The sequence below is a fragment of the Mesorhizobium sp. M7A.T.Ca.US.000.02.2.1 genome (genome assembly GCF_003996995.1).
Lineage (GTDB): Bacteria > Pseudomonadota > Alphaproteobacteria > Rhizobiales > Rhizobiaceae > Mesorhizobium.
Genome location: NZ_RZTT01000031.1, coordinates 1 through 21,153, shown reverse-complemented (window position 1 = coordinate 21,153; position 21,153 = coordinate 1). Strand labels below are relative to the sequence as shown.

Genomic DNA, 21,153 nt, shown 5'->3' with positions numbered 1-21,153 from the left:
CCCTCAAGGGGGGAGATCAACTATCCATTCCGACGAAGCTCTCTTCCTCGACCACTTCAGCGCCACCCAGCCTGAACGGCGAAAACGATACGCGATGCAGCCGCGCCACCGGGCCATGCGCCTCGATTGCCGTGCGATGGCGAAGCGTGGCGTAGCCCATATGGACTTCGAAACCGTAACGGTCGTGATGGTTGCCGCAGCCGCACATCATGCGATCACGCATCACCTTGGCGACGATCGAGGCGGCGGCGATCGACTGCGAACGCTGGTCGCCCTTGATCAGCGCGCGCCCTTCACAAGGCAGGCCAGGCGGCACGTCGCGTCCATCGGCAAGGGCGAGCTTCGGTCTGACCGACAGCCCTACCAGGGCGCGGCGCATGGCTTCCAGGCTCGCCTTGAGGATGTTGCTGCCGTCGATACCCTCGGCACTGATGGAGGCCATTGAGACCGCCTGCGCAGAGCCGAGAATTCGCAGGAACAAGGCTTCACGCTGCAGATGGCTGAGGCGCTTGGAATCGTCGAGGCCGTCGGGAATGTTGGCGGGATCGAGCACCACGGCCGCAGCGACCACCGGCCCGGCCAAGGGACCGCGGCCTGCCTCGTCCATTCCGGCGACGGGCCACAGACCTTCGGCCATCGCCTTCGTCTCGAAGGAGAAGTCAGGCTTCTCGATGATTTCAAAGAGAGGCGGAGAATCGGAACGCGCGCGAGCCATGTTGCGGCGAGGTTCGCATCGGCTCCGATTCTCCGCAAGTCCCTCCGGGTCGGGTGGGGCGCCGGACCGGGAGGGCACCGTCTGCAGGCCGGGGCAGGCCGGACGGGATTCTGGTGCGCGACGGATCAAACCACCGCGACGAATTGTCTCTTCAAAGCAGCGTCAGCTGCACCTGGTCTTTCCCGGCGGCAACGAACTGATCGGTCCGCAGCGTGCGCCGTTCGGCATTGAGGCCGAGCCGCTTGGCGGTGATCTCGAAGCGCCGGCCGATCTGCCAGGCATAGGGACCGGCGCCCTTCATGCGCTTGCCCCATTCCGAATCGTAGTCCTTGCCGTCGCGCATCGAGCGGATCAGCGACATCACATGGCGGTAGCGGTCCGGATAATGGCGCAGCAGCCAGTCCTTGAAGATCGGGCTGACCTCCAGCGGCAGCCGCAGGATCACATAACCCGCTTCACGCGCGCCCGCCGCACGTGCGGAATCGAGGATGCGTTCCATCTCCGGATCGGTCAGGCCCGGAATGATCGGCGCCACCATGACCGACGCCGGAATGCCGGCATCCGAAAGCTGCCGGATCGCTTCCAGCCGCTTGGTCGGCGTCGACGCGCGCGGCTCCATGGTGCGCGCCAGCATACGGTCGAGCGTCGTCACCGACAGCGCTACCTTGGCGAGCCCGCGTTCGGCCATGCGCGACAGGATATCGATATCGCGCGTCACCAGAGCGGACTTTGTCACGATGCCGACCGGATGGCCGCGCGCTTCCAGCACTTCGAGGATTTCGCGCATGATCCGGTATTGCTTCTCGATCGGCTGGTAGGGGTCCGTGTTGGTGCCGATGGCGATGGTGCGCGGCTGATAGCTGTTCTTCGAAAGCTCCTTGTCGAGCAAGCGCGCCGCATCAGGCTTGGCGAACAGCTTCGATTCGAAATCCAGACCCGGCGACAGGCCCATGAACGCGTGCGTCGGGCGGGCAAAGCAATAGACGCAGCCATGCTCGCAGCCGCGATAGGGGTTGATGGAACGGTCGAAGGAAATGTCGGGCGATTCGTTGCGGGTGATGATGGTGCGCGGCTTCTCTACCTGCACTTCGGTCTTGAAAGGCGGCAGTTCTTCCAGCGAATTCCAGCCATCGTCGAACACGTGCCGGCTGACCGGCTCGAACCGGCCGGACGGATTGATGCCAGCCGACCTGCCGCGGTTGCGGTCCGGGCGGACACGCATGCCGCTCTGCTCGACCATCGCGTTGGCCATCTCGGCTCTTCCTGCTCCGAAAGCTGCAATGTCGGCGCGCACGATCTGTTCCATTTTCGCCCGCTCCCAAGGACTGTCCGTGTTGTGTCGAATCGCTCTGTTCATGAAATTATTCCTATTTCGTTGATGAGAACAAAGCAAGAACTTTCTATGGTGCGATGCAAAAACTGGCGCTGTCCGGCGCTTTCCGCTATTCGGCTAAGGATGCTCAGTGTTCTCATCGAAACCCGCAATGACGAGGAGGGCCTCGCCCGCACGCTCGCCTCGCTGGTTGGCGGAGCGGTCGAAGGCGTGGTGCGTGAAGTCATCGTCTGCGACACAGGCTCCACCGACCAGACACATCGTGTGGCCGAGCATGCCGGCTGTCAGTACGTGACGGACGGTGTCGCTGCCGGAATCCGGCAGGCAAAAGGAGACTGGCTACTGTTGGTGGAGCCCGGCGCGCGGCTGATGGAGGGCTGGATCGATGAAGTTGTCGCCCACACGGCCAGGCAGACCATGGCGGCACGGTTTTCGCGCACGCGAGCCAGTCGCACGCCATTCCTGGCCCGGGTCTTTTCGGGAAACCGCGCCTTGGCCGACGGCTTGCTGATCAGCAAGCGTCAGGCAGCTGCCGCGGCAAAGAGCGCCCGCAGTGCCGAGGCCATCGCCCGCGGCCTCGCGACGAAGCGGCTCGACGCGGAGATCTGGATGGCGCCGGCCAAGCAGGAACGCCGCTCCTCGACATGATTTTTTGCAGGTGCTCAGGTCATTGTGCATTGCACAAAATTTGACGCGGGGTTAGCTTCCGTTCAAGCGGGAACTGGGTTTGGGTCATGCCGAGAGGCGAGCACCGATGCGGCATCGGTGGTGCTCTCATAGCCGAGGACCCAATGAAGCTTTCAACCCCCGACACATCCGGCGCGCCCAGTCTCGAGGCCATTGCGCGCAACGGCAGCCTGCTGCGGCGCATCGCCGTGCGTATTCCAACCTATCTGACAGACCTGCGTGAGAACCCTGCCTGGCTGCCGATGTTCGTGCTGGCGCGCACCATGCCCGGACGCCGCATGCATTGGCTCGGCGCAAAGCGCGCCCGCCCGGTCGCCAATGCCGGGGATACGATGTTTGCCGGTGTCGAACGGGGAGCGGTCGTCGATGCGTTGCGCTCCGACGGGCTGTTCTCAGGCTTGGTCCTGCCGCCTGATATCCATGAAGAGATCGCCGACTTCGCCGGGCGCACGCCTTGCTTCGGCAATTTCGACCGCCGTCTCGAATTCATGCCGGGGGAACATGCCGAGGCCGAGAAACGCCTTGGCCGCTCGCTGCTCAGCGGGCATTTTTTCGAGCGCATCCTCGACTGCCCGGCGGCGCTTGCCATCCAGCGCGATCCGCTGCTTCTGGATATTGCCGCGCACTATCTCGGCGGTCAGGCAAAACTGATCACGACACGCGTCTGGTGGAGTTTTCCCACGGGTGCCGCTTCCGATGCCGACAAGAACCTCGCCTCGCTTGGCAAGTATCATTTCGACCTCGATGATTGGCGCATGCTGAAATTCTTCTTCTACCTCAAGCCGGTCGACGCCGACACCGGTCCGCATGTCTATGTCAGGGGCAGCCACAAGCGCCGCAGCCTCAAGCATCAGCTCACGCTTCTGGTTGGCCATCCCGCGCAACAGGTGCTGGATGTCTATGGCGAGCAAAGCCCGGTGACGTTGACCGGCGAGGCCGGTCTCGGTTTCGTCGAGGACCCCTTTGGCTTTCATATGGGCACCGTGCCGGCACGCACGCCGCGACTGATGATGGAAGTCGGCTTCGGCGTATCGCCGCCGTCGCGCCGACGGTTTCATGGCGAGCCGGTTATCCGCTGAGAGCTGCCTATCCGAAGCTCATCTCGACAGGTGTCCAGTGTGTGCGGCGTCTGGCTTGGCGCTGCGCCCTGCTTTCGGCATCGAAGTCGACACGGACCGGCTCCTGGTTGAACCGCTCGCGGTCGTCCAGGGCGTTGATGATGACGATCGCCCTTGCATCGTCATCTCTGGCGATTGCATCGTCATCTCTGGCGATTGCGGCGACGTAGACACCGCACCGCCGGCAGATCAGATAGTCGGCCGTCCTCAGCCCGAACTGATATCTCCGCAATTGCGTCTCGTCCTTGACCGAGATGACCAGTCTGCCATTCGGATCGGCAACGGCGCGCGAACCATGTCTGACACAGAACGAGCATTGGCAAGCGCGAACTTCGGTTTGCGGTGGCTCGAGCTCGGTTGAAAATTCAAGGCGTATGTTGCCGCAATGGCATCCACCGGTGTGCACGGTCATCGTAGCTGCCTTGTCGTGAACGGCGATGATCGCCTTCAGACAAGGTACTTTTCCGAGGTCCGGTTTGGAATGGCGTTTCAAAGGCGCCGGTGCTGTTTTGCCTGGCGAACGCGGCGTGGAACCGGCGCTTTGCCTCGGCTTTTACGGAGCCGATTTGCCGCGCCGCAAATGCTCGTCCAGGCGCGGCATGATCTCGACGAAGTTGCATGGCGTGTGCCGGTAGTCGAACTGCGCTTTCAGGATGCCGTCCCACGCGTCCTTGCAGGCGCCTGGCGAACCCGGCAGCACGAAGACGAAGGTGGCGTTGACGACGCCGCCGGTGGCCCGGCTCTGGATCGTCGAGGTGCCGATCTTGTCGTAGGAAATCCGGTGGAACACTTCCGAAAAGCCATCCATGCGCTTTTCGAAGATCGGCTCCAGCGCGTCCGGCGTCACGTCACGGCCTGTGAAGCCGGTACCGCCGGTGGTGATGACGACATCGATATTCTTGTCCTGTGACCACGCCAGAACCGTGTCGCGGATTTTCTCGCGGTCGTCGGTGACGATATCGCGGGCCGCCAGCAGATGGCCGGCCTCGGTGATGCGGTCGGCCAGCGTCTGGCCGGATTTGTCGTCGGCGAGGCTGCGCGTGTCCGAAACGGTCAGCACCGCGATGCGCACGGGAATGAAGGAGCGGCTCTCGTCAATTCTGGCCATCTGCGCCCTCCGATGCGATGGTGCGCGTCGCCGCGACGAACCAGTCGGGCTGGCGGCCGCGGATCTCGGCAGCGGCACGCTTGGCGACATTGCCGGTCTCGAACAGGCCGAAGCAGGTGGCGCCGGACCCGGACATCCGTGAAAAACCCGATCCGGCCTTGTTCAGCCAGGAAAGCGCCCTGCCGATGGCGGGCTGCATCGCCAGCGCCGCGGGCTCGAGATCGTTGCGAGTAATCTCCAGCCAGTTGCGCAGGCTGTGAAAATCGATGCCGCGCGGCAGCGGCGGCAAGGCCTCATTGTCGCGCCGGGAAAGCGCTGCAAAGACATCCGCCGTCGACACCGGGGTGCCTGGATTGACCAGCACCAGGCCAAGCGCCGAAAAATCCGGCACCATCGACAGTTCATCCCCGATGCCGCGCGCTACCAGCGGCTTTGCCGCCAGGCACATCGGCACATCGGCGCCAAGCGAAAGGCCGATCCGCGCCAGCTCTGCGCCGTCGATGTCCAGCGCCCATGTCTCCACCAGCCCGCGCAGCACGGTCGCCGCGTCGCTCGAACCGCCGCCGACGCCGGAGGCAACCGGCAGGTTCTTTTCCAGCCGGATAGCGACCGGCGGTGTTCTCTCGTGCCCGGCTGTCTGCCGCAGGGCATCGCGCGCCTTGAGCACCAGATTGCTGGCGTCGAGAGGAACGGCCGGAGCGTAACGGCCGGACACGGTAAATTCATCGCTGTCGGCGGGCGCGATTTCGACCCTGTCGCCAAAACGCGTGAACACCGCCAGGCTCTCGATCAGATGATAGCCGTCAGGGCGCCTGCCGGTGACATGCAGCGCAAGATTGATTTTGGCGCGTGCGTGCCAGCTACGCGACCCGATGTCGGTGTCCACAATGGTCTGCGGGATGATGCTCAGTCCTTGGCCAGCCGGTATTCGCCGGTCTTCGGATCCTGGACCAAAGTGCCGATCGCGCCGTTGGCCGTCTGCTTTTCTGTGCGCCGCACCTTGGCGGTCACGCGCTCGGCTTCCCTAAGGAAGGTGCGGTAGCCGAAATAAGCGGCAACGCCAACGACGGCGAAGAAAATGATCTGCGGCATGCCAAAACTCCTCCCACGCTGGGCCGGCGAAGGCGGCCGGTCGGGTCGGTTGATGCATGCCGACCCGCTTTTGGGAACACGACATGCATGAAACTCAAGCTCTCATGCTAGACGGTTTTGCCGGGTTTTCAAAGCCCGAAGCGAGACCACAATGCGCGCTCTTCCGCCGCATCGATCACGCCGCTGGCGGCAGCCGCGGCAATATCGGGCGCTGAAAAGCCCTTGCTTGAGCCGAACAGGCCGAAGCGGCTAAGGAAACCGCGCGGCGTCGTGATCAGCCTGAGCTGCGTTTTCGCCCCGAAACGGGTCTTGAGCACCGTTCGCATGTCGCCGAGCGCATCGACCAGACCGAGTTCGAGGCCCTTGATGCCTGTCCAGAACAGGCCGGTGAACAGGTCCGGGTCGTCCTTCAGTTTCGTGCCGCGCCGCTCCTTGACGAGGTCGATGAAGGTTGCGTGCACCTCGAGCTGCAGCGCCTTCAGCCGCTCGACATCTTCCTTCTTCTCGGGCTTGAACGGATCGAGCACCGCCTTGTTCTGGCCGGCAGTGTGGACACGTCGTTCGATTCCGATCTTCTTCATCAGTTCCGGGAAGCCAAACGAAGCTGAGACGACGCCGATCGACCCGACGATGGAGGACGGATCGGCGAAGATCTCGTCACCGGCGACCGCGATCATGTAGCCGCCCGACGCCGCGACATCCTCGACGAAGACCAGTACCTTTTTGTTCTTTTCCGTGGCCAGGTCACGGATGCGCTTGAAGATCAGCCGAGACTGCACCGGCGAGCCGCCCGGCGAATTGATCGAGATGGCGACCGCCGGCGCGTCGTAGGAGAACGCCTTCTCGATGAGGCCGGCGGTGGAAGCCAGCGACAGGCTCGGCCGAAACTGGCCACCGCCTGCCATGATGGTGCCGTGCAGCCGGATGACCGGAATGGTGACGACGGTGGAGCGCCAGGATTTCGGCAGCAGGCGGTTGATAAGGCGTTTCACGAGGGCGCGGTCTCCGGTCGGTGGGTTGCAGGCATGTAGGGATTTCCCGGCCAACGGCAATGTCGCCGGGCAGAATAGCTCAATCTCCGAACAGCGAGGCGAGGCCGTTGGCGATCATTTCGCTGCGCTCGTCGGGGCCGTTGCCTGACTGCGTGTGGAGCATTAGGGGCGGGCGTATGGCAAGCTTTCCCCGCGCCCCGAGCGCTGCCCGCACGACGATGCGGATCGCCGCCGCATCGGGACGAGGGTGGACGGCGAGCATCTCGGCATCGCCGAAGCGGCCGGCGATTGCATCGAGAATGGCGCCGAGCTGTTCGGGCCGGGCGATTACGGCGAGCCCGCCGAGCGGCCTCACCACCGCCGCCGCACTTCTGATCCAGCTCTCGAACAGCCCGTCCTCCATGACATGGGCTTCCTTTCGCAGGCGATCCGATGTGGCGCGGTCCCGGGGGGCATTGAAAGGCGGGTTCATGATGACGAAGTCGAAGTCGTTGTCGGCGAGGCCGGCGGCCGCCCGCGCCCGGCCCGATACGGTGACATTGGCGACCAGCACGGATGCGCGATCGCTGAGATGGGCATTGCCGGGATGGGCAAGCGTCGCCGCCGCGAAGGCCGCCATTTCCGGCGCGCGTTCGACAAGCACCGCCTGTGCCGCCGGGCAGCGTGACAGCACCGCCAATCCGGCAGCTCCGGCTCCCGCGCCGAAATCGGCCAGGCGCCCGCCAAAGGTCGATGGCACGGATGCCGCCAGCATCATCGCATCCATGCCGGCGCGATGGCCGCCCTGCTTGGGCTGGACGAGCCAGAACCGGCCGCGATGGAAAGCGTCGACCGTATGGGCCGGCGTGTCCGGAACAAGGGCGGCGGGCGCGGCGGACATTATTTTCCGCGGATCTCGTTGGCGATACCGGCATCCCTGAGGATGCGCCGTGCCGCGTCGGCCTGGTCGGCGTCGACCATGACGCGTTTCTGCAAAAGACCGATCGATCCTTCGAGAATGCTCATATTCTGATCGGCGACAAAGCAGGCGATGCCGGCGTCGCGCATCAGCGATTCAACAAAGGAGATGATCACGGCATCGTTGGTGCGGACAAGTTCTATCATCGTATGAAACTCGCAGTTTGCGCTATTGATGTAAACGGGCAGGGGATTCCGAGGCAGAGCCCCGTTCCCTCTGTGGTCGTTGACATTCCGTCATCGACGCCGCGCCAATTCGCCACTTGCCGTGGCCATGTCCGCCGCCCTAGAGTCCACGCAGGGACTAAGGGTGCCGTCGCACGCTCTATACCAAGACGGGAGTGATTGTCGTGGGTGTCGTTCTCAACATCGAAAACGGGAAGCGGGAGCCCGCCTCCATCAAGGATCTGATCGATCTGACAGCGGCCGATATGGGGCGCGTCAATGAATTGATCCTGTCCAAGGCCGGCTCCGACGTCGAGATGATCCCGGAGGTTGCCAATCATCTGATCTCGTCCGGCGGCAAACGGCTGCGGCCGATGCTGACGCTGGCCGCCGCGCAGATGTTCGGCTATGCCGGCGAGGGCCATGTCAAGCTCGCCACTTCGGTCGAATTCATGCACACGGCGACGCTTCTCCACGACGATGTCGTCGACGAAAGCGGCATGCGGCGCGGCAAGAAGACCGCCCGCATGATCTGGGGCAACCAGGCAAGCGTGCTGGTCGGCGACTTCCTGCTCGGCCAGGCTTTCCGCATGATGGTCGATGTCGGCTCGCTCGAAGCGCTCGATATCCTGTCGAGTGCTGCCTCGATCATCGCCGAGGGCGAGGTTATGCAGCTTGCCGCCGCCAAGAACCTCGAAACCACCGAGGACGAGCATTTCGCCGTCATCAAGGCCAAGACCGCCGCACTTTTTTCGGCTGCTGCCGAGGTCGGGCCCGTCATTGCCCAGGCGACCCGCAACGATCGTGCGGCGCTGCGCTCCTACGGCATGAATCTCGGCCTTGCCTTCCAGCTGATCGATGACGCGCTGGACTATGGCGGCACCAGCAAGGATCTCGGCAAGAATGTCGGCGACGATTTCCGCGAAGGCAAGGTGACCTTGCCGGTCATTCTCGCCTATCGGCGGGGCACGAAGGCCGAGCGCACTTTCTGGAAGCGTGCCATCGAGGACAATGTCACCGATGACGCCGGCCTGGAAAAGGCGATCGGCCTGATGACTCGCCATGGCGCCATTGCCGACACGATCGGACGAGCCCGCCATTTCGGCGAGATCGCCCGCGATGCGCTGGCGCCGCTGGAAGCGACGCCGCAGAAATCGGCGCTGATCGACGTCATCGATTTCTGCATCAGCCGGGTGAACTGAGCGGCGTCACCCGGTTGCCGGCTACTTCCCCTTTCCCGGCAAAGCGAACGCGGCCAGCAGGCTGACAAAGATGCCCGCCGCCGCCAGCCAGAAGGCGATCTGTATGCCGTCGGCTATCGCGGCCTTCAGTGCATCGCCTGTCAGCCCGCCGACATGGCTGTTGGCGATCGCGATTAACGTCGCCATGCCGATCGCGTTGCCGATGTTGAGCGTGGTGCAGGCCATCCCCGATGCGACGCCTTGCTCGTCGTGTGCCACGCCCGAAGCCGCGGCGATCCACATGGCGGTCCAGACGATGCCCTGTCCGACACCAGAGATGATCAGGCCGGGAACGATGGCGGCATAGCTGCTGTCGGCTGATGCTCCAAGGACCATCAGCGCCGTGCCGGCTGCGCCGACTATCATGCCGCCGACCAGGGTCGAGCGTGTAGAAAAGCGCGTCGCCAGGCGTTCACCGAACTGCGTGCCGGCGGCGATGGCGATCGACGGCACCAGGAACGCCAGGCCCGTTTGCAGGGCGGTGAAGCCATGTACGGTCTGCAACAGCACGGTCAGGAAATAGGGCAGGGCGCCGAAAGTCGCCATGTAAAGGAAGGTGATGGTCATGCCGGCGACGAGGCTGCGGTTTTGGAACAGTCGCAACGGCATCAGCGGGTCGGTGCTTCTTGCCTCGATCACCGTGAAGACGATCAGGAAGAGCGCCGCCAGCATGGCGCTGATAAGAATCGTTGGCGAACCCCAGCCATAGTCCGGGCCCTGGACCAGCGTGAAGACCAGCAACGTGGCGCCGGCGGTGACAGCCAATGCGCCGGGCAGGTCGAAATTGCGATGCTCGTGTCGCTTGGGATCGCGCGGGATGATGGCAAACGCGGCGGCGATGGCGATACCGGCCAGTGCCACGTTGACGTAGAACACGGCTGGCCAGCCGAAGGCGCTGGTGAGGAACCCTCCCGCCAGCGAGCCGAGCGTCAGGCCGCTTGCCCCGGCACCGCCCCAGACCGCGAGCGCCCGGTTACGCTCCGGCCCCTCGGCGAACAGGCGGTTGATCAGCGACAATGTCGCCGGAAATAGGAACGCGGCACCGATGCCTTGCACGGCACGCGCTGCGACGATGATTTCGGGCGACCAGGCGAGGCCGCCAAGCAGGGATGAAAGCGCATAGAGCCAAAGTGCGAAGATGAAGACGCGGCGCTGGCCGACGAGGTCGGCGGCTCGGCCGCCGAACAGCAGGAAGCCGCCGGTGAACACGGTGTAGGCGCTCACAACCCATTGTAGTGTCTGGCCGGAAAAGCCGAGGCTGGAGCCGATCTCCGGCAGGGCCACGAAAACGATGTTGAGGTCGAGCGCGATGATGAGCTGGGCAAAGGCGAGCAATGCCAGCGTGGCGCCGCGCTTCGCGCCAACCCCTTTCTGTGTTGCCGTGGCGCCGAGCGGCAGACCTTGATCGAGTGAACTCATGCCCGTCTCCTTTTTATTCTTTATCGATCAACAAAGAATTAGAATTTGCATTCCGGAGTCAAGCGGATTATTTGTCGATCGACAAAAAAATGGAGATGGCGATGGCGGGAAGACCGAGGGAGTTCGATCGCGACAAGGCACTGGAGAAGGCGCGAGACGCCTTCTGGACACGCGGTTACGAAGGCACATCGATGGCCGATCTGGTTTCGGCCCTGGGCATCGCCTCGGCGCGCATCTACGCGGCCTTTGGCTCGAAGGAGGATCTGTTTCGGGAAGCGGTCGGGCTCTACGAGGCCAATGAGGGCGGTTTCGCCACTCGTGCCTTCGCTGGCGAGACGACCGCGCGGCGGGCCATCGAGCGGATGCTGCGCGAAGCCGTCGAAACCTATACGCAGCCAGGGCGGCCGCAGGGCTGCATGGTGGTGTCGGCCGCCACCAATTGCGCGATCGAGAATGATCGCGTGCAGGAGTGGCTGGCGGAGCATCGCCGGACACGCACCCTATCGATTGTGGAGCGGCTGAACGAGGCTGTTCGGGACGGGGAACTGAGGCCGGATACGAATGCCGCGGCGCTCGGCGACTACTATGCCACGCTCATGCATGGTCTTTCCGTACAGGCGCGTGACGGCGTGCCGAAGAAGCGCCTGCATGATCTCATCACCGTCGCAATGCAGGCGCTGGACGCAAGGCTGGCGGGCGTCCCCGAATTTCAGCATCATTTCGCCAAGCAGCCGTGAATCCCGATCCCGTCGTCTCGACAAGCTGCCCTGCCGCAAATTATCTATTAAACATGGCAAAGGGCACAGACGACACCATCGCGGTGCGCATCAGCAAGGTTCTGGCGGACCGCATCATCTCGGGCGCGATCGAGCCGGGAGCCAGGCTTCGGCAGGATCATATCGCCGAGGAATTCCAAACCAGCCATGTTCCCGTGCGCGAGGCCTTCCGCCGCCTCGAGGCGCAAGGGCTGGCCATCGGCGAGCCGCGCCGCGGCGTGCGTGTCGCGTCTTTCGATCTGGGCGAGGTCAAGGAGGTCGCCGAAATGCGCGCCGCCCTTGAAGTGCTGGCGCTGCGCCACGCCGCGCCGCATCTGACATCGGCCATTCTCGATCTCGCCGAGGAGGCGACCAAGGCCGGCGACAAGTCCCGCGATGTCAGGTCGTGGGAAGAGGCCAACCGCGCCTTCCACCGCTTGATCCTGGCGCCATGCGGCATGCCGCGCCTGCTCGCCACCATCGATGATCTGCACGCGGCAAGCGCCCGTTTCCTGTTCGCGGCATGGCGGTCGGAGTGGGAGACGCGCACCGATCAGGACCATCGCGCGATCCTTGCCGCCTTGCGGCAGGGAAACACCGAATCGGCGGCCGTCACACTGGGGCGGCACGTCCAATGGATTGGCCGCAAGCCGGTCAGGACGGCTTCCGGAACAACGCGCGAAGCCTTCGCCATCGTAGGTTAGACGGCCTCCGCCAAAGCGAGGGCTTGCAATCCCCAGGGAAGTGTGGATTCGATAATAGATCGGAAAGAGAAATTATCTATAATTTTCATCGATCGAAGGAATCCCAATGACAGACGTCGCGTTCTCCCCCGGCAAGCCGTCGTTCAGTCCGCTCCGGCTCCAGGATCGTTCTCTTGCCTGGCAGGTTGGAGCCGTCGTGCTTGGCACCCTGTTCCTGACGCTGGCGTCCTACATCGAGGTGCCGATGGTGCCGGTCCCGGTAAACATGCAGACCTTTGCCGTGACCCTGATCGGCGCGCTCTATGGCTGGCGGCTTGGCGCGCTCACCATCGTCGCCTGGCTGGTCGAGGGTGCGGTCGGCTTTCCGGTTCTGTCCGGAGGGGCAGCGGGTGCCGCGCATTTCGTCGGGCCGACGGGTGGCTATCTCTTCGCCTTCCCGCTTGTCGGCGCCTTGGTCGGCTGGCTAGCAGAACGCGGCTGGAACGGCAAAAGGGTGATGCTTGCCTTTGTCGCCATGCTGCTTGGCAACCTTGCCGGCCTTGTGCTGGGCACAGCATGGCTTGCCGTCATGATTGGAGCCGAACAGGCCGTTACCTTCGGCTTCCTGCCGTTCATCGTCGGCGGCTTGCTCAAGTCAGCGCTGGGTGCCGCGACCCTCATGGCCCTTCCCGGCGGCAAGGCCAAGCCGGCCAATCCGTGACGATCAGGCTGCGCGCCCATCATCTCCTTTGCCTGCTCACCTATGTGGGCAAGGGATACAGCCCCGCCTTCACCGCCAATTATGATCGCGTCGCGGAGCGCCTGAGCCGGGGCGAGGACATCCTCCTCGTTTCCGGCCCCGACGATGTCTGCGCTCCATTGCTCGACGAGCCGGAACCTCACTGCCTCAACGAGAGCGTCGTCGAGCGGGACCGGCTCGCCGGGCTGGATGTAGAGGAATTGCTGGCGCGGCCAATCCGGGTCGGCACCCACCTCGATCTCGACACAGGGACCTTGGCCCGGATGCGGCAGGCGTTTTCGGCTGGCCTTGTACGCAAGGCCTGCGGCGGCTGCGAATGGAACGAACTGTGCAGCACGATAGCGGCCGGTGGATACAGCGACACGCTGGTGCAGCGGTCCGCCGCGCCAGCCGAGGGTTGATATTGGCCCCGAGCCTTAGCGGTCGAAGCCGAGCTCAAGGGTCGAATCTGCGATATCTTCGGCGCCGCGCAGGGCCAACACCGAAATTCAAGACCGGAAAACTGGTGCCTGTCGCCATGATTTGTTAATCGGGTGCCCGGATTGTGAATTCGAGGCGGATTGAAGCGCGACCCCAAAAAGGCCATGCTTTGCCTGGAAAGATCGAGTCTACGCCGATCCCGCTGATGCGGAGATGGCGCCTGGCTGAAAGGGATATGATGCGGCAAGGACGTGCGCGCTGGCTGACAAGGCTGGCAATTGTGACCGGCATGGCGATCTCGGCTTTGCCGGCCTATGCCAAGCAAACCACCGAACCGGTCAAGATCACGTCGTTTTCGGGCGCTTATCTGGCGGCCCGGATCGCCGAGGGCGACAACGACCTCGACAGCGCCATCGCCTACTACAAGCAAGCATTGGCCTTCGACCCGAGCGACACCGGCCTGCAGCAGAGCCTGATGCTGTCGCTGATCGCGCAAGGGCGCTTCGACGAATCCCTGGTCTATGCCGACAAGCTCAAGGAAGTGCCTGACGTCGAGCGTTTCTCGCGCTTGGCGCTCGCCGTCGATTCCTTCCACAAGAAGGATTTCACCAAGGCGCAGTACTGGCTCAAGCTGTCGCTGGAATCCGATCTCGACCGGTTGATCTCCGGGGTTATGTCCGGCTGGGCGCAGCAAGGCGCCGGCGAGCCTGCCGATGCGATGGCGTCCATCGACAAGCTGCAGGGGCCGGATTGGTTCGGCCTGTTCAAGTCGTTCCACCGCGCCCTGATCGCTGATGCATCCGGCATGCCCGAAAAGGCCGAGGCGATCTATGCCGCGACCATGCAGGATACCGCCGCCGGCGGTGCCGCTCCCGAAACCTGGATGCGCAATGCCCAGGCCTACGCCTCGTTCCTGGTCCGCAAGGGCGACAAGACCAAGGCGCTGTCGGTGCTCGACCAGGCCGAGGCGTTTTCGCCGGGCAAGCTGGAAATCGTCGCCTTGCGCGACCGAATTGCAAAAGGCGACAAGATTGCGCCGCTGGTTGCCGGCCCATCCGATGGCGCCTCCGAAATCCTGCTCGACCTCGCCACCGCGCTCAACCGTGGCGGCGGCGAGCCGTTCGTGCGCCTCTATCTGCAATATGCGCTTGCTTTGAAGCCTGATAGCGACGCTGCCCTTGTGCAACTCGCCGCCGTGTCCGAGCAATTGAAGGACGGCGAAGGTGCCATCGCGCTCTATCGCCGGATTCCCGCCGCTTCGCCGCTGAAGGAGCTTTCGGACCTGCAACTCGGCCTCAATCTTGCCGATCTGGACCGTCACGAAGAGGCGATCACCCATCTGAAAGCCTTGGTCGACGCCCATCCCAATGACATGCGCGCCTATCTGGCGCTCGGCGGCGTCTATTCCTCGAAGGACGATTTCCGTTCGGCCGCCACTCTCTACGATAAGGCCGCCGAGGTGCTGAAGGCGCCGACCGCGGCCAACTGGAACATCTTCTACCAGCGCGGCATCGCCTATGAGCGTCTAAAGGAATGGCCCAAGGCCGAGCCGAACTTCCGCAAGGCGCTGGAACTGTTCCCCGACCAGCCGCAGGTGCTGAACTATCTCGGCTATTCCTGGGTCGACATGAACATGAACCTCAAGGAAGGCCTGGCGATGATTCAAAAGGCCGTCGACCTCAGGCCGAGCGACGGTTACATCGTCGATTCGCTGGGTTGGGCCTATTTCCGCCTCGGCAGGTTCGACGACGCGGTGCGCGAAATGGAACGCGCCGTGTCGCTGAAGCCGGAAGATCCGGTTCTCAACGATCACCTCGGCGATGCCTACTGGCGCGTCGGCCGCAAGCTGGAAGCCACCTTCCAGTGGAACCAGGCTCGCGACCTGAAGCCGGATCCCGATGTGCTGGCCAAATTGCAGCAGAAGCTGATGAAGGGCCTGCCGCCGATCGAGTCCAACACGGCGCAGGAAACTCCGAAGGTCAAGCCAGAGCCGGTGCCCGCCCCGAAGGGGTGACGTCAGCCATTTGAATTCAAGGCGAACGGGGCTCTTTTCGGAGTCCCGTTTTCGTTTGAACCGGATTCGGCTGGCTGCCTCAGAAGAGCTTGCGATAGACGACGAAGCCGGAGTGTTCGGCGACCTTGTCGTAAAGCTTCATCGCCGTGTGATTGGTCTCATGCGTCAGCCAGTACACCCGACCTGAGCCGGCCGCCTGGGCGCGCTCGTAGACGCCCTCGATCAGCGCCCGTCCGATGCCTTTGCCACGCGAGGCCTGCGTGGTGAAAAGGTCCTGCAGATAGCAATTCGGCGCGATCGCCGTGGTGCTGCGATGGAAGAGATAGTGCACGAGGCCGAGAAGCTGTCCCTCGCCTTCGGCCACCAGCGCGTGGACCGGCTCATAGGCATCGAAGAAACGAGACCATGTCATCTGGGTGATCTCTCCCGGCAGGGCCGTTTCGCCCGAGCGGCCATAAAATGCATTGTAGCCGTCCCACAGCGGCAGCCATTGCTCGAAATCCTGTCGCGCGACAGGGCGGATGACGATCGGGCTGGGCATGGCTGAAACCTGTTGTCGTTGCTGCACAGGCGAACAGAGCGCAGGCCCGAGAGATGGGCAATGGGCCAGCCCCTGCAAAGCTTTCAACATTGTCCATAATGTCGGCGCGACCGCATCGGCGTGCTTTGCTTGACGCTTTGCTGCCGGATCTCTAGGACGTGCCGGCAAGCTAGCCTGTGCTGTCGAGGCCACTCGTGACAATTGAAATCCCCGCCCATATGCATCCCAGCCGCTCGTTCCAGGGGCTGATCCTGACCTTGCACAACTATTGGGCGGCCTATGGCTGCGTCATCCTGCAACCCTACGACATGGAAGTCGGCGCCGGTACCTTTCATCCGGCAACGACGCTGCGCGCGCTCGGCCCAAAACGCTGGAACGCTGCCTATGTCCAGCCTTCGCGTCGTCCCAAGGACGGGCGTTATGGCGAGAACCCGAACCGGTTGCAGCATTATTACCAGTACCAGGTGATCCTGAAGCCGAACCCGCCCAATTTACAGGAACTCTATCTCGGCTCGCTGGCGGCGATCGGCGTCGATCCGCTACTGCACGACATCCGCTTCGTCGAGGACGATTGGGAAAGCCCGACGCTGGGCGCCTGGGGTCTCGGCTGGGAATGCTGGTGCGACGGCATGGAAGTCTCGCAGTTCACCTATTTCCAGCAGGTCTGCGGTATCGAATGCGCGCCGGTGGCCGGCGAACTGACCTACGGGCTGGAGCGACTGGCCATGTATGTGCAGGGCGTCGACAATGTCTACGACCTCAATTTCAACGGCCGCGAAGGCGCCGACAAGGTCACCTATGGCGATGTCTTCCTGCAGGCCGAGCAGGAATATTCGCGCCACAACTTCGAACACGCCAACACGGCGATGCTGCTGCGCCACTTCGAGGACGCCGAGGCCGAGTGCAAGGCGCTGCTCGATGCCGGCGCGCCGGCATCGAACGACAATCTGCCGATGCACCGCATGGTTTTCCCGGCCTACGATCAGTGCATCAAGGCCAGCCATGTCTTCAACCTGCTCGATGCGCGCGGTGTGATTTCGGTCACCGAAAGGCAGAGCTACATCCTGCGGGTGCGCAATCTGGCCAAGGCCTGCGGCGAGGCATTTTTGAAGACGCAGGCGGGTGGCTTGGCGGCCTGAGCTTCAGGCCCGCTTCATCATCTCGAGGGAAACGTTGATCGGCGGTACGGCCTGACCGCCGGCACCGTCGATCGTGCGCAATGCCTGTCGAACGCCCGGCATCGAGAAGGCACCGTGAGCCTGCGCCGTGAAGCAGGCGCCGAGCGCGAGGATCTGCAGAAGTCTGGATGCCGTTTTCATGGTCGTTGAGCCAATAGTTTCCTGCCTGAGCGCGTGGGTCGCTTCAGCGCTGCGTTCGGTTCATGGAAATCTTTGATCCAAGGACGGGTGGCGCGGTCTTGTCCCGACAGGGCGGCCAAAATTTCTGGAAACGGGCGCAAATCGGCGATCCCCGCGCGGAAAGGGTGACAGCGGCCAGCCGAGTTGCTATGCCCCCGCCCGGACCATTTTGCCGCGTGAGCCCCATCCATGCCTGACCTGCTTCTAGAACTCCGCTCGGAAGAGATTCCTGCCCGCATGCAGCGCAAGGCGGCGGGTGATCTCAGGAAGATGCTGACCGACGGTCTGGTCGAGGCGGGGCTGACCTATGAAGCGGCGCGCGAGTACTGGACGCCACGCCGGCTGACGCTCGATATCAGGGGTCTCACCGCGCGCTCGAAGGATATAAGCGAAGAGATCAAGGGGCCTTCGACATCGGCGCCTGAACAGGCGGTCCAGGGATTCCTGCGCAAGGCCGGACTTTCCTCGATCGCCGAGGCCCATGTCCATTCCGACCCGAAGAAGGGCGATTTTTATGTCGCCCACATTTCGAGGCCGGGCAGGGCGGCGGAAGAGATCATCGCCGAACTGGTGCCGGGGATCATCCGCAATTTCCCGTGGCCGAAATCGATGCGCTGGGGACCGGCCTCGGCCAAGCCAGGCTCGCTGCGCTGGGTACGCCCTCTGCAATCGATCCTGTGCATGTTCGGCCCGGAGACCGAGGAGCCTGTCGTGGTCGATTTCGAGATCGACGGCATCCGCTCCGGCAACACCACCTACGGCCACCGCTTCCATGCGCCTGACGCCATCACGGTGCGCCGCTTCGACGACTATGTTTCCAAGCTGGAAGCGGCCAAGGTCGTGCTCGATGCTGATCGGCGCAAGGAGATCATCCTTGCCGACGCCCGCAATCTAGCCTTCGCCAACGGGCTTGATCTGGTCGAGGACGAAGGGCTGCTGGAGGAGGTGTCCGGGCTGGTCGAATGGCCTGTCGTGCTGATGGGCGAGTTCGAGGAGGCATTCCTGGCCATTCCAGCCGAAGTGATCCGACTGACCATCCGCGCCAATCAGAAGTGCTTTGTGACGCGGCCGCAGGGTGTCGACGACGCGCTTTCCAGCCGCTTCATCCTCACAGCCAATATCGAAGCGAAGGATGGCGGCAAGGAGATCGCCCACGGCAACGGCAAGGTGGTGCGCGCCCGCCTGTCCGACGCGCTTTATTTCTGGACGACCGACCAGGGCGATTTGCCTGACCTGGCTGAGCTCGAGGCATCGGCGGATAAATTCGGGCTTGATCTCAAGAAGCCGCTCGACCAGCGCATGGCCCGCCTCGACCATCTCGGCGTGACTTTCCACGCCAAGCTCGGCACGCAGGGCGAACGGGTGGAGCGGATCAAGCGATTGGCGGAAGAACTGGCGCCGATCGTGGCGCAGTCAATCTCCCCCCTTGAGGGGGAGATGGCCGGCAGGCCAGAGGGGGTCGCCGCGCGTGAAGCGCTGGCGTCCTCTGACCGCGATGGGGCGTCGCATCCGGTCGTGCCGACCCCCTCGGTCGCCTTCGGCGACATCTCCCCCTCGAGGGGGGAGATTACCGCGCTTGCCGCTCGCGCCGCGGTTCTCGCCAAGGCCGATCTCACCACCGAAGTCGTTGGCGAGTTCCCCGAACTGCAGGGTGCCATGGGCCGCAAATATGCGCTGCTGCAGGGCGAGCATCCATCTGTGGCCGCAGCCATCGAGGAACACTACAAGCCGCAAGGTCCGTCCGATCGCGTGCCGAGCGATCCGGTATCCGTTGCTGTGGCGCTTGCCGACAAGATCGACACGCTGGTCGGATTCTGGGCGATCGACGAAAAGCCGACGGGATCGAAGGACCCGTATGCGCTGAGACGCGCGGCTCTGGGGGTGGTGAGAATTTTGGTCGAGAACGGCGTGAAGCTAGAACTCGGCCGAGTGTTGTGGATTCGTATATTTGAGCAGAGACTTTCTCACGTCACTGACGATCTGAGGAAAGCTTCGGAATCCGTTTTGGCTCTCTTCACGAAGGATATGCTCTCGGTGTCTCCTAGGATGAACTCCGCTCAAGCAATTACGCAATTTGTAGACACTTTGACTTCGCGAAGCAAAAATTCTGATGCGAATGAGAACCCCTCAAATCCGAGCGTCGCTTCTGTTGGACAAGCCAACAGCAGGTATGGTGATCTCCTCGCCTTCTTCCACGACCGCCTGAAAGTCTATCTCCGCGACAAGGGTTCTCGCCACGATCTGATCGATGCGGTCATCACGCCGCAGTCCGACGATCTCCTGCAGATCGTGCGCCGGGTCGAGGCGCTGGGCTCCTTCCTCGACACGGAGGACGGCAAGAACCTGCTTGCCGGCACCAAGCGTGCGGCCAACATTCTGGCCGCCGAGGAGAAGAAGAAAACGGTGGTCGCCGAAACCGTTGAGTCGGCACTTTGGCGCGAGGATGCCGAGAAATCGCTGTTTGCGGCGGTGAATCAGGCTGAGAAGCAAGCCGGCGAAGCGATTCAAAACGATGACTTTTCCGGCGCCCTGCTGGCGCTTAGCGTGTTGCGCGAGCCGGTTGATTCATTCTTTGAGCATGTTCTTGTAAACGATGAGGATCAGGCGGTGCGTGCCAACCGCCTGGCGCTGCTCGCTCGCATCCGCGCGGCCACCGGCCAGGTCGCGGATTTCTCCAGGATCGCAGGTTAAGGCGAAGAAAATATTCTCTGCCGCCGGCCGTTCGAGCCGGCTTACAGTCATATGGCGATGATCTCTCCGTGGCAAAAGGGACATGTTCCCCAACCCCACGGAGGCTTCCATGAATTCCGATCACGAAATCGAAGTGACAGAAGAAACCCCGGCTCCCGCCGAGGCGCTTGAATCCGCTTCCGAAACCATTCTCGATCATGCCGCCGCCGCAGCCGTCGAAGCCGCTGACCTGTCTGATGACGACGAAGATGAAGACGAAGAAGACGAGGACGACGCCGAGGACAGCGTGAAGGCTGACGGCGACGAGTCCGAAGAAGATGACGACAAGGAAGAAGCGGCCTGATTTTTTCAGCCGCCGAATCTATCGATGGCAAGGCGGCGCTGAGGCGCCGCCTTCTCCTATCAGCCGTCCCCCGAAGCCGACGGTCAGCCGCCCCGGCGACGGTCAGTTCTCGAGAATGCTGACGCGCACGCTGTTTTCGTAGACATCGACCTGGATCAGCGGTTCGCCATTGACGATGGCGCGCTTGATCGAGGAACTCATCGCGCCGCCGCGTTCCAGCATGCGCTGCAGGTCGGCGCGCTGGCCGTTGGTCCTGAACCAGCCATCAGCCTCGTCGTCGCTGTCACGGCGGTGGAATTTGTGCCAGTTGGCGCGGTCCTGCCGCACCATCTGCGCGGCATTGTCCAGCGCATAGCCGTCACTCGCCTGATGGTCGCGATCGGAAATGCGCGCGGCATAAGATCCCAGCATGTCGTCGGCATGAGCCGCGACGACGCCAAGCAACGACGCCAGCAGAAGGCCTGCCCCGGTTACGATTCCAGATTTTCTCATGATCACCCCCCTTTACCCCTAGCGATGAAATCCCGTCTGCCAGAAATACCTAGAACGGGGCTTGCCTGGCAATGGTGCGCCGGGCGCCAGACCACCGTCAAGTCACGCCATCGATGTCGGCTGTCTTTGAGCCGGGGCTATTTGGTGTAGCCGTTGGGAGGCATGCGCTGCCCTGCTGCCGGCGCCGAAGCGCTCGGCGGGGTGGGTTGGTTCTCGGCGTTCCCTGAGGGGGCTGCGGAAGCGGTGGCCGTTGCCGGCGCCGTGCCAGC

General features: G+C 63.2%; 24 protein-coding genes. 11 read left to right on the top strand and 13 right to left on the bottom strand.

The features are described 5' to 3' along the window. Nucleotides 1-16: 16 nt before the first annotated feature. Nucleotides 17-715, bottom strand: coding sequence for a ribonuclease HII (locus tag EOD15_RS05235; RefSeq protein WP_127270953.1), 699 nt, complete (start codon nucleotides 713-715; stop codon nucleotides 17-19). A 151-nt stretch (nucleotides 716-866) separates the two neighbouring features. After that, complete coding sequence (locus tag EOD15_RS05230) at nucleotides 867-2,021, bottom strand: PA0069 family radical SAM protein (protein WP_127321273.1); 1,155 nt, start codon at nucleotides 2,019-2,021, stop codon at nucleotides 867-869. Between the two features lie 150 nt (nucleotides 2,022-2,171). Between EOD15_RS05230 and EOD15_RS05225 the strand changes: the two genes are divergently transcribed. After that, on the top strand, nucleotides 2,172-2,696 hold the full coding sequence (locus tag EOD15_RS05225; protein WP_127408331.1) for a glycosyltransferase: 525 nt from the start codon (nucleotides 2,172-2,174) through the stop codon (nucleotides 2,694-2,696). Nucleotides 2,697-2,839: 143 nt separating this feature from the next. Further along, on the top strand, nucleotides 2,840-3,814 hold the full coding sequence (locus EOD15_RS05220; RefSeq protein ID WP_127322392.1) for a hypothetical protein: 975 nt from the start codon (nucleotides 2,840-2,842) through the stop codon (nucleotides 3,812-3,814). A gap of 7 nt (nucleotides 3,815-3,821) precedes the next feature. Here the strand turns inward: EOD15_RS05220 and EOD15_RS05215 are convergent, their stop codons facing one another. From EOD15_RS05215 to EOD15_RS05185, 7 genes are all read right to left on the bottom strand, one after another. Then, nucleotides 3,822-4,265 (bottom strand): aldehyde-activating protein, encoded by a 444-nt coding sequence (locus EOD15_RS05215; protein ID WP_127322391.1) that lies wholly within the window; start codon nucleotides 4,263-4,265, stop codon nucleotides 3,822-3,824. A gap of 141 nt (nucleotides 4,266-4,406) precedes the next feature. Beyond that, nucleotides 4,407-4,961 carry a molybdenum cofactor biosynthesis protein B gene (moaB, locus tag EOD15_RS05210; protein ID WP_127322390.1) on the bottom strand — a complete coding sequence of 185 codons (555 nt, stop codon included), beginning with the start codon at nucleotides 4,959-4,961 and terminating at the stop codon, nucleotides 4,407-4,409. Beyond that, nucleotides 4,948-5,847 (bottom strand): 4-(cytidine 5'-diphospho)-2-C-methyl-D-erythritol kinase, encoded by a 900-nt coding sequence (locus EOD15_RS05205; protein ID WP_127322389.1) that lies wholly within the window; start codon nucleotides 5,845-5,847, stop codon nucleotides 4,948-4,950. The genes moaB and EOD15_RS05205 overlap by 14 nt, the downstream gene beginning before the upstream one ends. 20 nt (nucleotides 5,848-5,867) lie before the next feature. Further along, nucleotides 5,868-6,053 (bottom strand): hypothetical protein, encoded by a 186-nt coding sequence (locus tag EOD15_RS05200; RefSeq protein WP_127322388.1) that lies wholly within the window; start codon nucleotides 6,051-6,053, stop codon nucleotides 5,868-5,870. A 128-nt stretch (nucleotides 6,054-6,181) separates the two neighbouring features. Then, a complete protein-coding gene (locus tag EOD15_RS05195; RefSeq protein ID WP_023808666.1) occupies nucleotides 6,182-7,045 on the bottom strand; it encodes a S49 family peptidase in 864 nt (287 codons plus the stop codon). Between the two features lie 79 nt (nucleotides 7,046-7,124). Continuing rightward, nucleotides 7,125-7,925 carry a methyltransferase gene (locus EOD15_RS05190; protein WP_127320261.1) on the bottom strand — a complete coding sequence of 267 codons (801 nt, stop codon included), beginning with the start codon at nucleotides 7,923-7,925 and terminating at the stop codon, nucleotides 7,125-7,127. Beyond that, nucleotides 7,925-8,149, bottom strand: a complete 225-nt coding sequence (locus tag EOD15_RS05185; protein ID WP_063167652.1) for a DUF2007 domain-containing protein — start codon at nucleotides 8,147-8,149, stop codon at nucleotides 7,925-7,927. The genes EOD15_RS05190 and EOD15_RS05185 overlap by 1 nt, the downstream gene beginning before the upstream one ends. A 203-nt stretch (nucleotides 8,150-8,352) precedes the next feature. Here EOD15_RS05185 and EOD15_RS05180 point away from each other — a divergent pair, with 203 nt between their 5' ends. After that, nucleotides 8,353-9,369 (top strand): polyprenyl synthetase family protein, encoded by a 1,017-nt coding sequence (locus tag EOD15_RS05180; protein ID WP_127272280.1) that lies wholly within the window; start codon nucleotides 8,353-8,355, stop codon nucleotides 9,367-9,369. 21 nt (nucleotides 9,370-9,390) lie between these two features. On the opposite strand, the gene EOD15_RS05175 is transcribed toward EOD15_RS05180, so the two are convergent. Continuing rightward, nucleotides 9,391-10,827 carry an MFS transporter gene (locus tag EOD15_RS05175; protein WP_127320259.1) on the bottom strand — a complete coding sequence of 479 codons (1,437 nt, stop codon included), beginning with the start codon at nucleotides 10,825-10,827 and terminating at the stop codon, nucleotides 9,391-9,393. A gap of 101 nt (nucleotides 10,828-10,928) precedes the next feature. Here EOD15_RS05175 and EOD15_RS05170 point away from each other — a divergent pair, with 101 nt between their 5' ends. From EOD15_RS05170 to EOD15_RS05150, 5 genes are all read left to right on the top strand, one after another. Beyond that, nucleotides 10,929-11,564 (top strand): TetR/AcrR family transcriptional regulator, encoded by a 636-nt coding sequence (locus EOD15_RS05170; RefSeq protein ID WP_127320257.1) that lies wholly within the window; start codon nucleotides 10,929-10,931, stop codon nucleotides 11,562-11,564. Nucleotides 11,565-11,617: 53 nt separating this feature from the next. After that, complete coding sequence (locus tag EOD15_RS05165) at nucleotides 11,618-12,286, top strand: GntR family transcriptional regulator (protein WP_027164176.1); 669 nt, start codon at nucleotides 11,618-11,620, stop codon at nucleotides 12,284-12,286. A gap of 106 nt (nucleotides 12,287-12,392) precedes the next feature. Continuing rightward, entirely contained in the window at nucleotides 12,393-12,986 is a 594-nt protein-coding gene (locus EOD15_RS05160) for a biotin transporter BioY (RefSeq protein WP_127320255.1), read from the top strand. After that, nucleotides 12,983-13,426 carry a DUF1284 domain-containing protein gene (locus EOD15_RS05155; RefSeq protein WP_127320253.1) on the top strand — a complete coding sequence of 148 codons (444 nt, stop codon included), beginning with the start codon at nucleotides 12,983-12,985 and terminating at the stop codon, nucleotides 13,424-13,426. The genes EOD15_RS05160 and EOD15_RS05155 overlap by 4 nt, the downstream gene beginning before the upstream one ends. A gap of 257 nt (nucleotides 13,427-13,683) precedes the next feature. Next, nucleotides 13,684-15,459 carry a tetratricopeptide repeat protein gene (locus EOD15_RS05150; protein WP_127320251.1) on the top strand — a complete coding sequence of 592 codons (1,776 nt, stop codon included), beginning with the start codon at nucleotides 13,684-13,686 and terminating at the stop codon, nucleotides 15,457-15,459. A gap of 79 nt (nucleotides 15,460-15,538) precedes the next feature. Here the strand turns inward: EOD15_RS05150 and EOD15_RS05145 are convergent, their stop codons facing one another. Further along, nucleotides 15,539-16,000: a GNAT family N-acetyltransferase gene (locus EOD15_RS05145; RefSeq protein ID WP_023808656.1), complete on the bottom strand. Its 462-nt coding sequence runs from the start codon at nucleotides 15,998-16,000 to the stop codon at nucleotides 15,539-15,541. Between the two features lie 218 nt (nucleotides 16,001-16,218). Here EOD15_RS05145 and EOD15_RS05140 point away from each other — a divergent pair, with 218 nt between their 5' ends. Then, the gene (locus EOD15_RS05140; protein WP_174800366.1) at nucleotides 16,219-17,139 is read left to right on the top strand and encodes a glycine--tRNA ligase subunit alpha; all 921 of its coding nucleotides are present in this window, start codon (nucleotides 16,219-16,221) and stop codon (nucleotides 17,137-17,139) included. Between the two features lie 3 nt (nucleotides 17,140-17,142). On the opposite strand, the gene EOD15_RS35670 is transcribed toward EOD15_RS05140, so the two are convergent. Next, a complete protein-coding gene (locus EOD15_RS35670) occupies nucleotides 17,143-17,319 on the bottom strand; it encodes a hypothetical protein (protein WP_164781615.1) in 177 nt (58 codons plus the stop codon). A 228-nt stretch (nucleotides 17,320-17,547) separates the two neighbouring features. Here EOD15_RS35670 and glyS point away from each other — a divergent pair, with 228 nt between their 5' ends. Both glyS and EOD15_RS05130 read left to right on the top strand, forming a co-directional pair. Next, nucleotides 17,548-20,049, top strand: a complete 2,502-nt coding sequence (gene glyS, locus EOD15_RS05135; RefSeq protein ID WP_127408330.1) for a glycine--tRNA ligase subunit beta — start codon at nucleotides 17,548-17,550, stop codon at nucleotides 20,047-20,049. 109 nt (nucleotides 20,050-20,158) lie between these two features. Beyond that, on the top strand, nucleotides 20,159-20,392 hold the full coding sequence (locus tag EOD15_RS05130) for an ATPase (RefSeq protein WP_127322278.1): 234 nt from the start codon (nucleotides 20,159-20,161) through the stop codon (nucleotides 20,390-20,392). A 102-nt stretch (nucleotides 20,393-20,494) separates the two neighbouring features. Here EOD15_RS05130 and EOD15_RS05125 read toward each other — a convergent pair whose 3' ends face one another. Then, nucleotides 20,495-20,884, bottom strand: a complete 390-nt coding sequence (locus EOD15_RS05125; RefSeq protein ID WP_127322279.1) for a hypothetical protein — start codon at nucleotides 20,882-20,884, stop codon at nucleotides 20,495-20,497. Between the last annotated feature and the right edge of the window lie 269 nt (nucleotides 20,885-21,153).

Bases quoted from the DNA above. Each gene is read 5' to 3' on its own strand.
- EOD15_RS05235 (WP_127270953.1), bottom strand. From the start codon at position 715: ATGGCTCGCGCGCGTTCCGATTCTCCGCCTCTCTTTGAAATCATCGAG.
- EOD15_RS05230 (WP_127321273.1), bottom strand. From the start codon at position 2,021: ATGGAACAGATCGTGCGCGCCGACATTGCAGCTTTCGGAGCAGGAAGA.
- EOD15_RS05225 (WP_127408331.1), top strand. From the start codon at position 2,172: ATGCTCAGTGTTCTCATCGAAACCCGCAATGACGAGGAGGGCCTCGCC.
- EOD15_RS05220 (WP_127322392.1), top strand. From the start codon at position 2,840: ATGAAGCTTTCAACCCCCGACACATCCGGCGCGCCCAGTCTCGAGGCC.
- EOD15_RS05215 (WP_127322391.1), bottom strand. From the start codon at position 4,265: ATGACCGTGCACACCGGTGGATGCCATTGCGGCAACATACGCCTTGAA.
- moaB (WP_127322390.1), bottom strand. From the start codon at position 4,961: ATGGCCAGAATTGACGAGAGCCGCTCCTTCATTCCCGTGCGCATCGCG.
- EOD15_RS05200 (WP_127322388.1), bottom strand. From the start codon at position 6,053: ATGCCGCAGATCATTTTCTTCGCCGTCGTTGGCGTTGCCGCTTATTTC.
- EOD15_RS05190 (WP_127320261.1), bottom strand. From the start codon at position 7,925: ATGTCCGCCGCGCCCGCCGCCCTTGTTCCGGACACGCCGGCCCATACG.
- EOD15_RS05185 (WP_063167652.1), bottom strand. From the start codon at position 8,149: ATGATAGAACTTGTCCGCACCAACGATGCCGTGATCATCTCCTTTGTT.
- EOD15_RS05175 (WP_127320259.1), bottom strand. From the start codon at position 10,827: ATGAGTTCACTCGATCAAGGTCTGCCGCTCGGCGCCACGGCAACACAG.
- EOD15_RS05170 (WP_127320257.1), top strand. From the start codon at position 10,929: ATGGCGGGAAGACCGAGGGAGTTCGATCGCGACAAGGCACTGGAGAAG.
- EOD15_RS05165 (WP_027164176.1), top strand. From the start codon at position 11,618: ATGGCAAAGGGCACAGACGACACCATCGCGGTGCGCATCAGCAAGGTT.
- EOD15_RS05160 (WP_127320255.1), top strand. From the start codon at position 12,393: ATGACAGACGTCGCGTTCTCCCCCGGCAAGCCGTCGTTCAGTCCGCTC.
- EOD15_RS05150 (WP_127320251.1), top strand. From the start codon at position 13,684: ATGCGGCAAGGACGTGCGCGCTGGCTGACAAGGCTGGCAATTGTGACC.
- EOD15_RS05145 (WP_023808656.1), bottom strand. From the start codon at position 16,000: ATGCCCAGCCCGATCGTCATCCGCCCTGTCGCGCGACAGGATTTCGAG.
- EOD15_RS05140 (WP_174800366.1), top strand. From the start codon at position 16,219: ATGCATCCCAGCCGCTCGTTCCAGGGGCTGATCCTGACCTTGCACAAC.
- EOD15_RS35670 (WP_164781615.1), bottom strand. From the start codon at position 17,319: ATGAAAACGGCATCCAGACTTCTGCAGATCCTCGCGCTCGGCGCCTGC.
- glyS (WP_127408330.1), top strand. From the start codon at position 17,548: ATGCCTGACCTGCTTCTAGAACTCCGCTCGGAAGAGATTCCTGCCCGC.
- EOD15_RS05130 (WP_127322278.1), top strand. From the start codon at position 20,159: ATGAATTCCGATCACGAAATCGAAGTGACAGAAGAAACCCCGGCTCCC.
- EOD15_RS05125 (WP_127322279.1), bottom strand. From the start codon at position 20,884: ATGAGAAAATCTGGAATCGTAACCGGGGCAGGCCTTCTGCTGGCGTCG.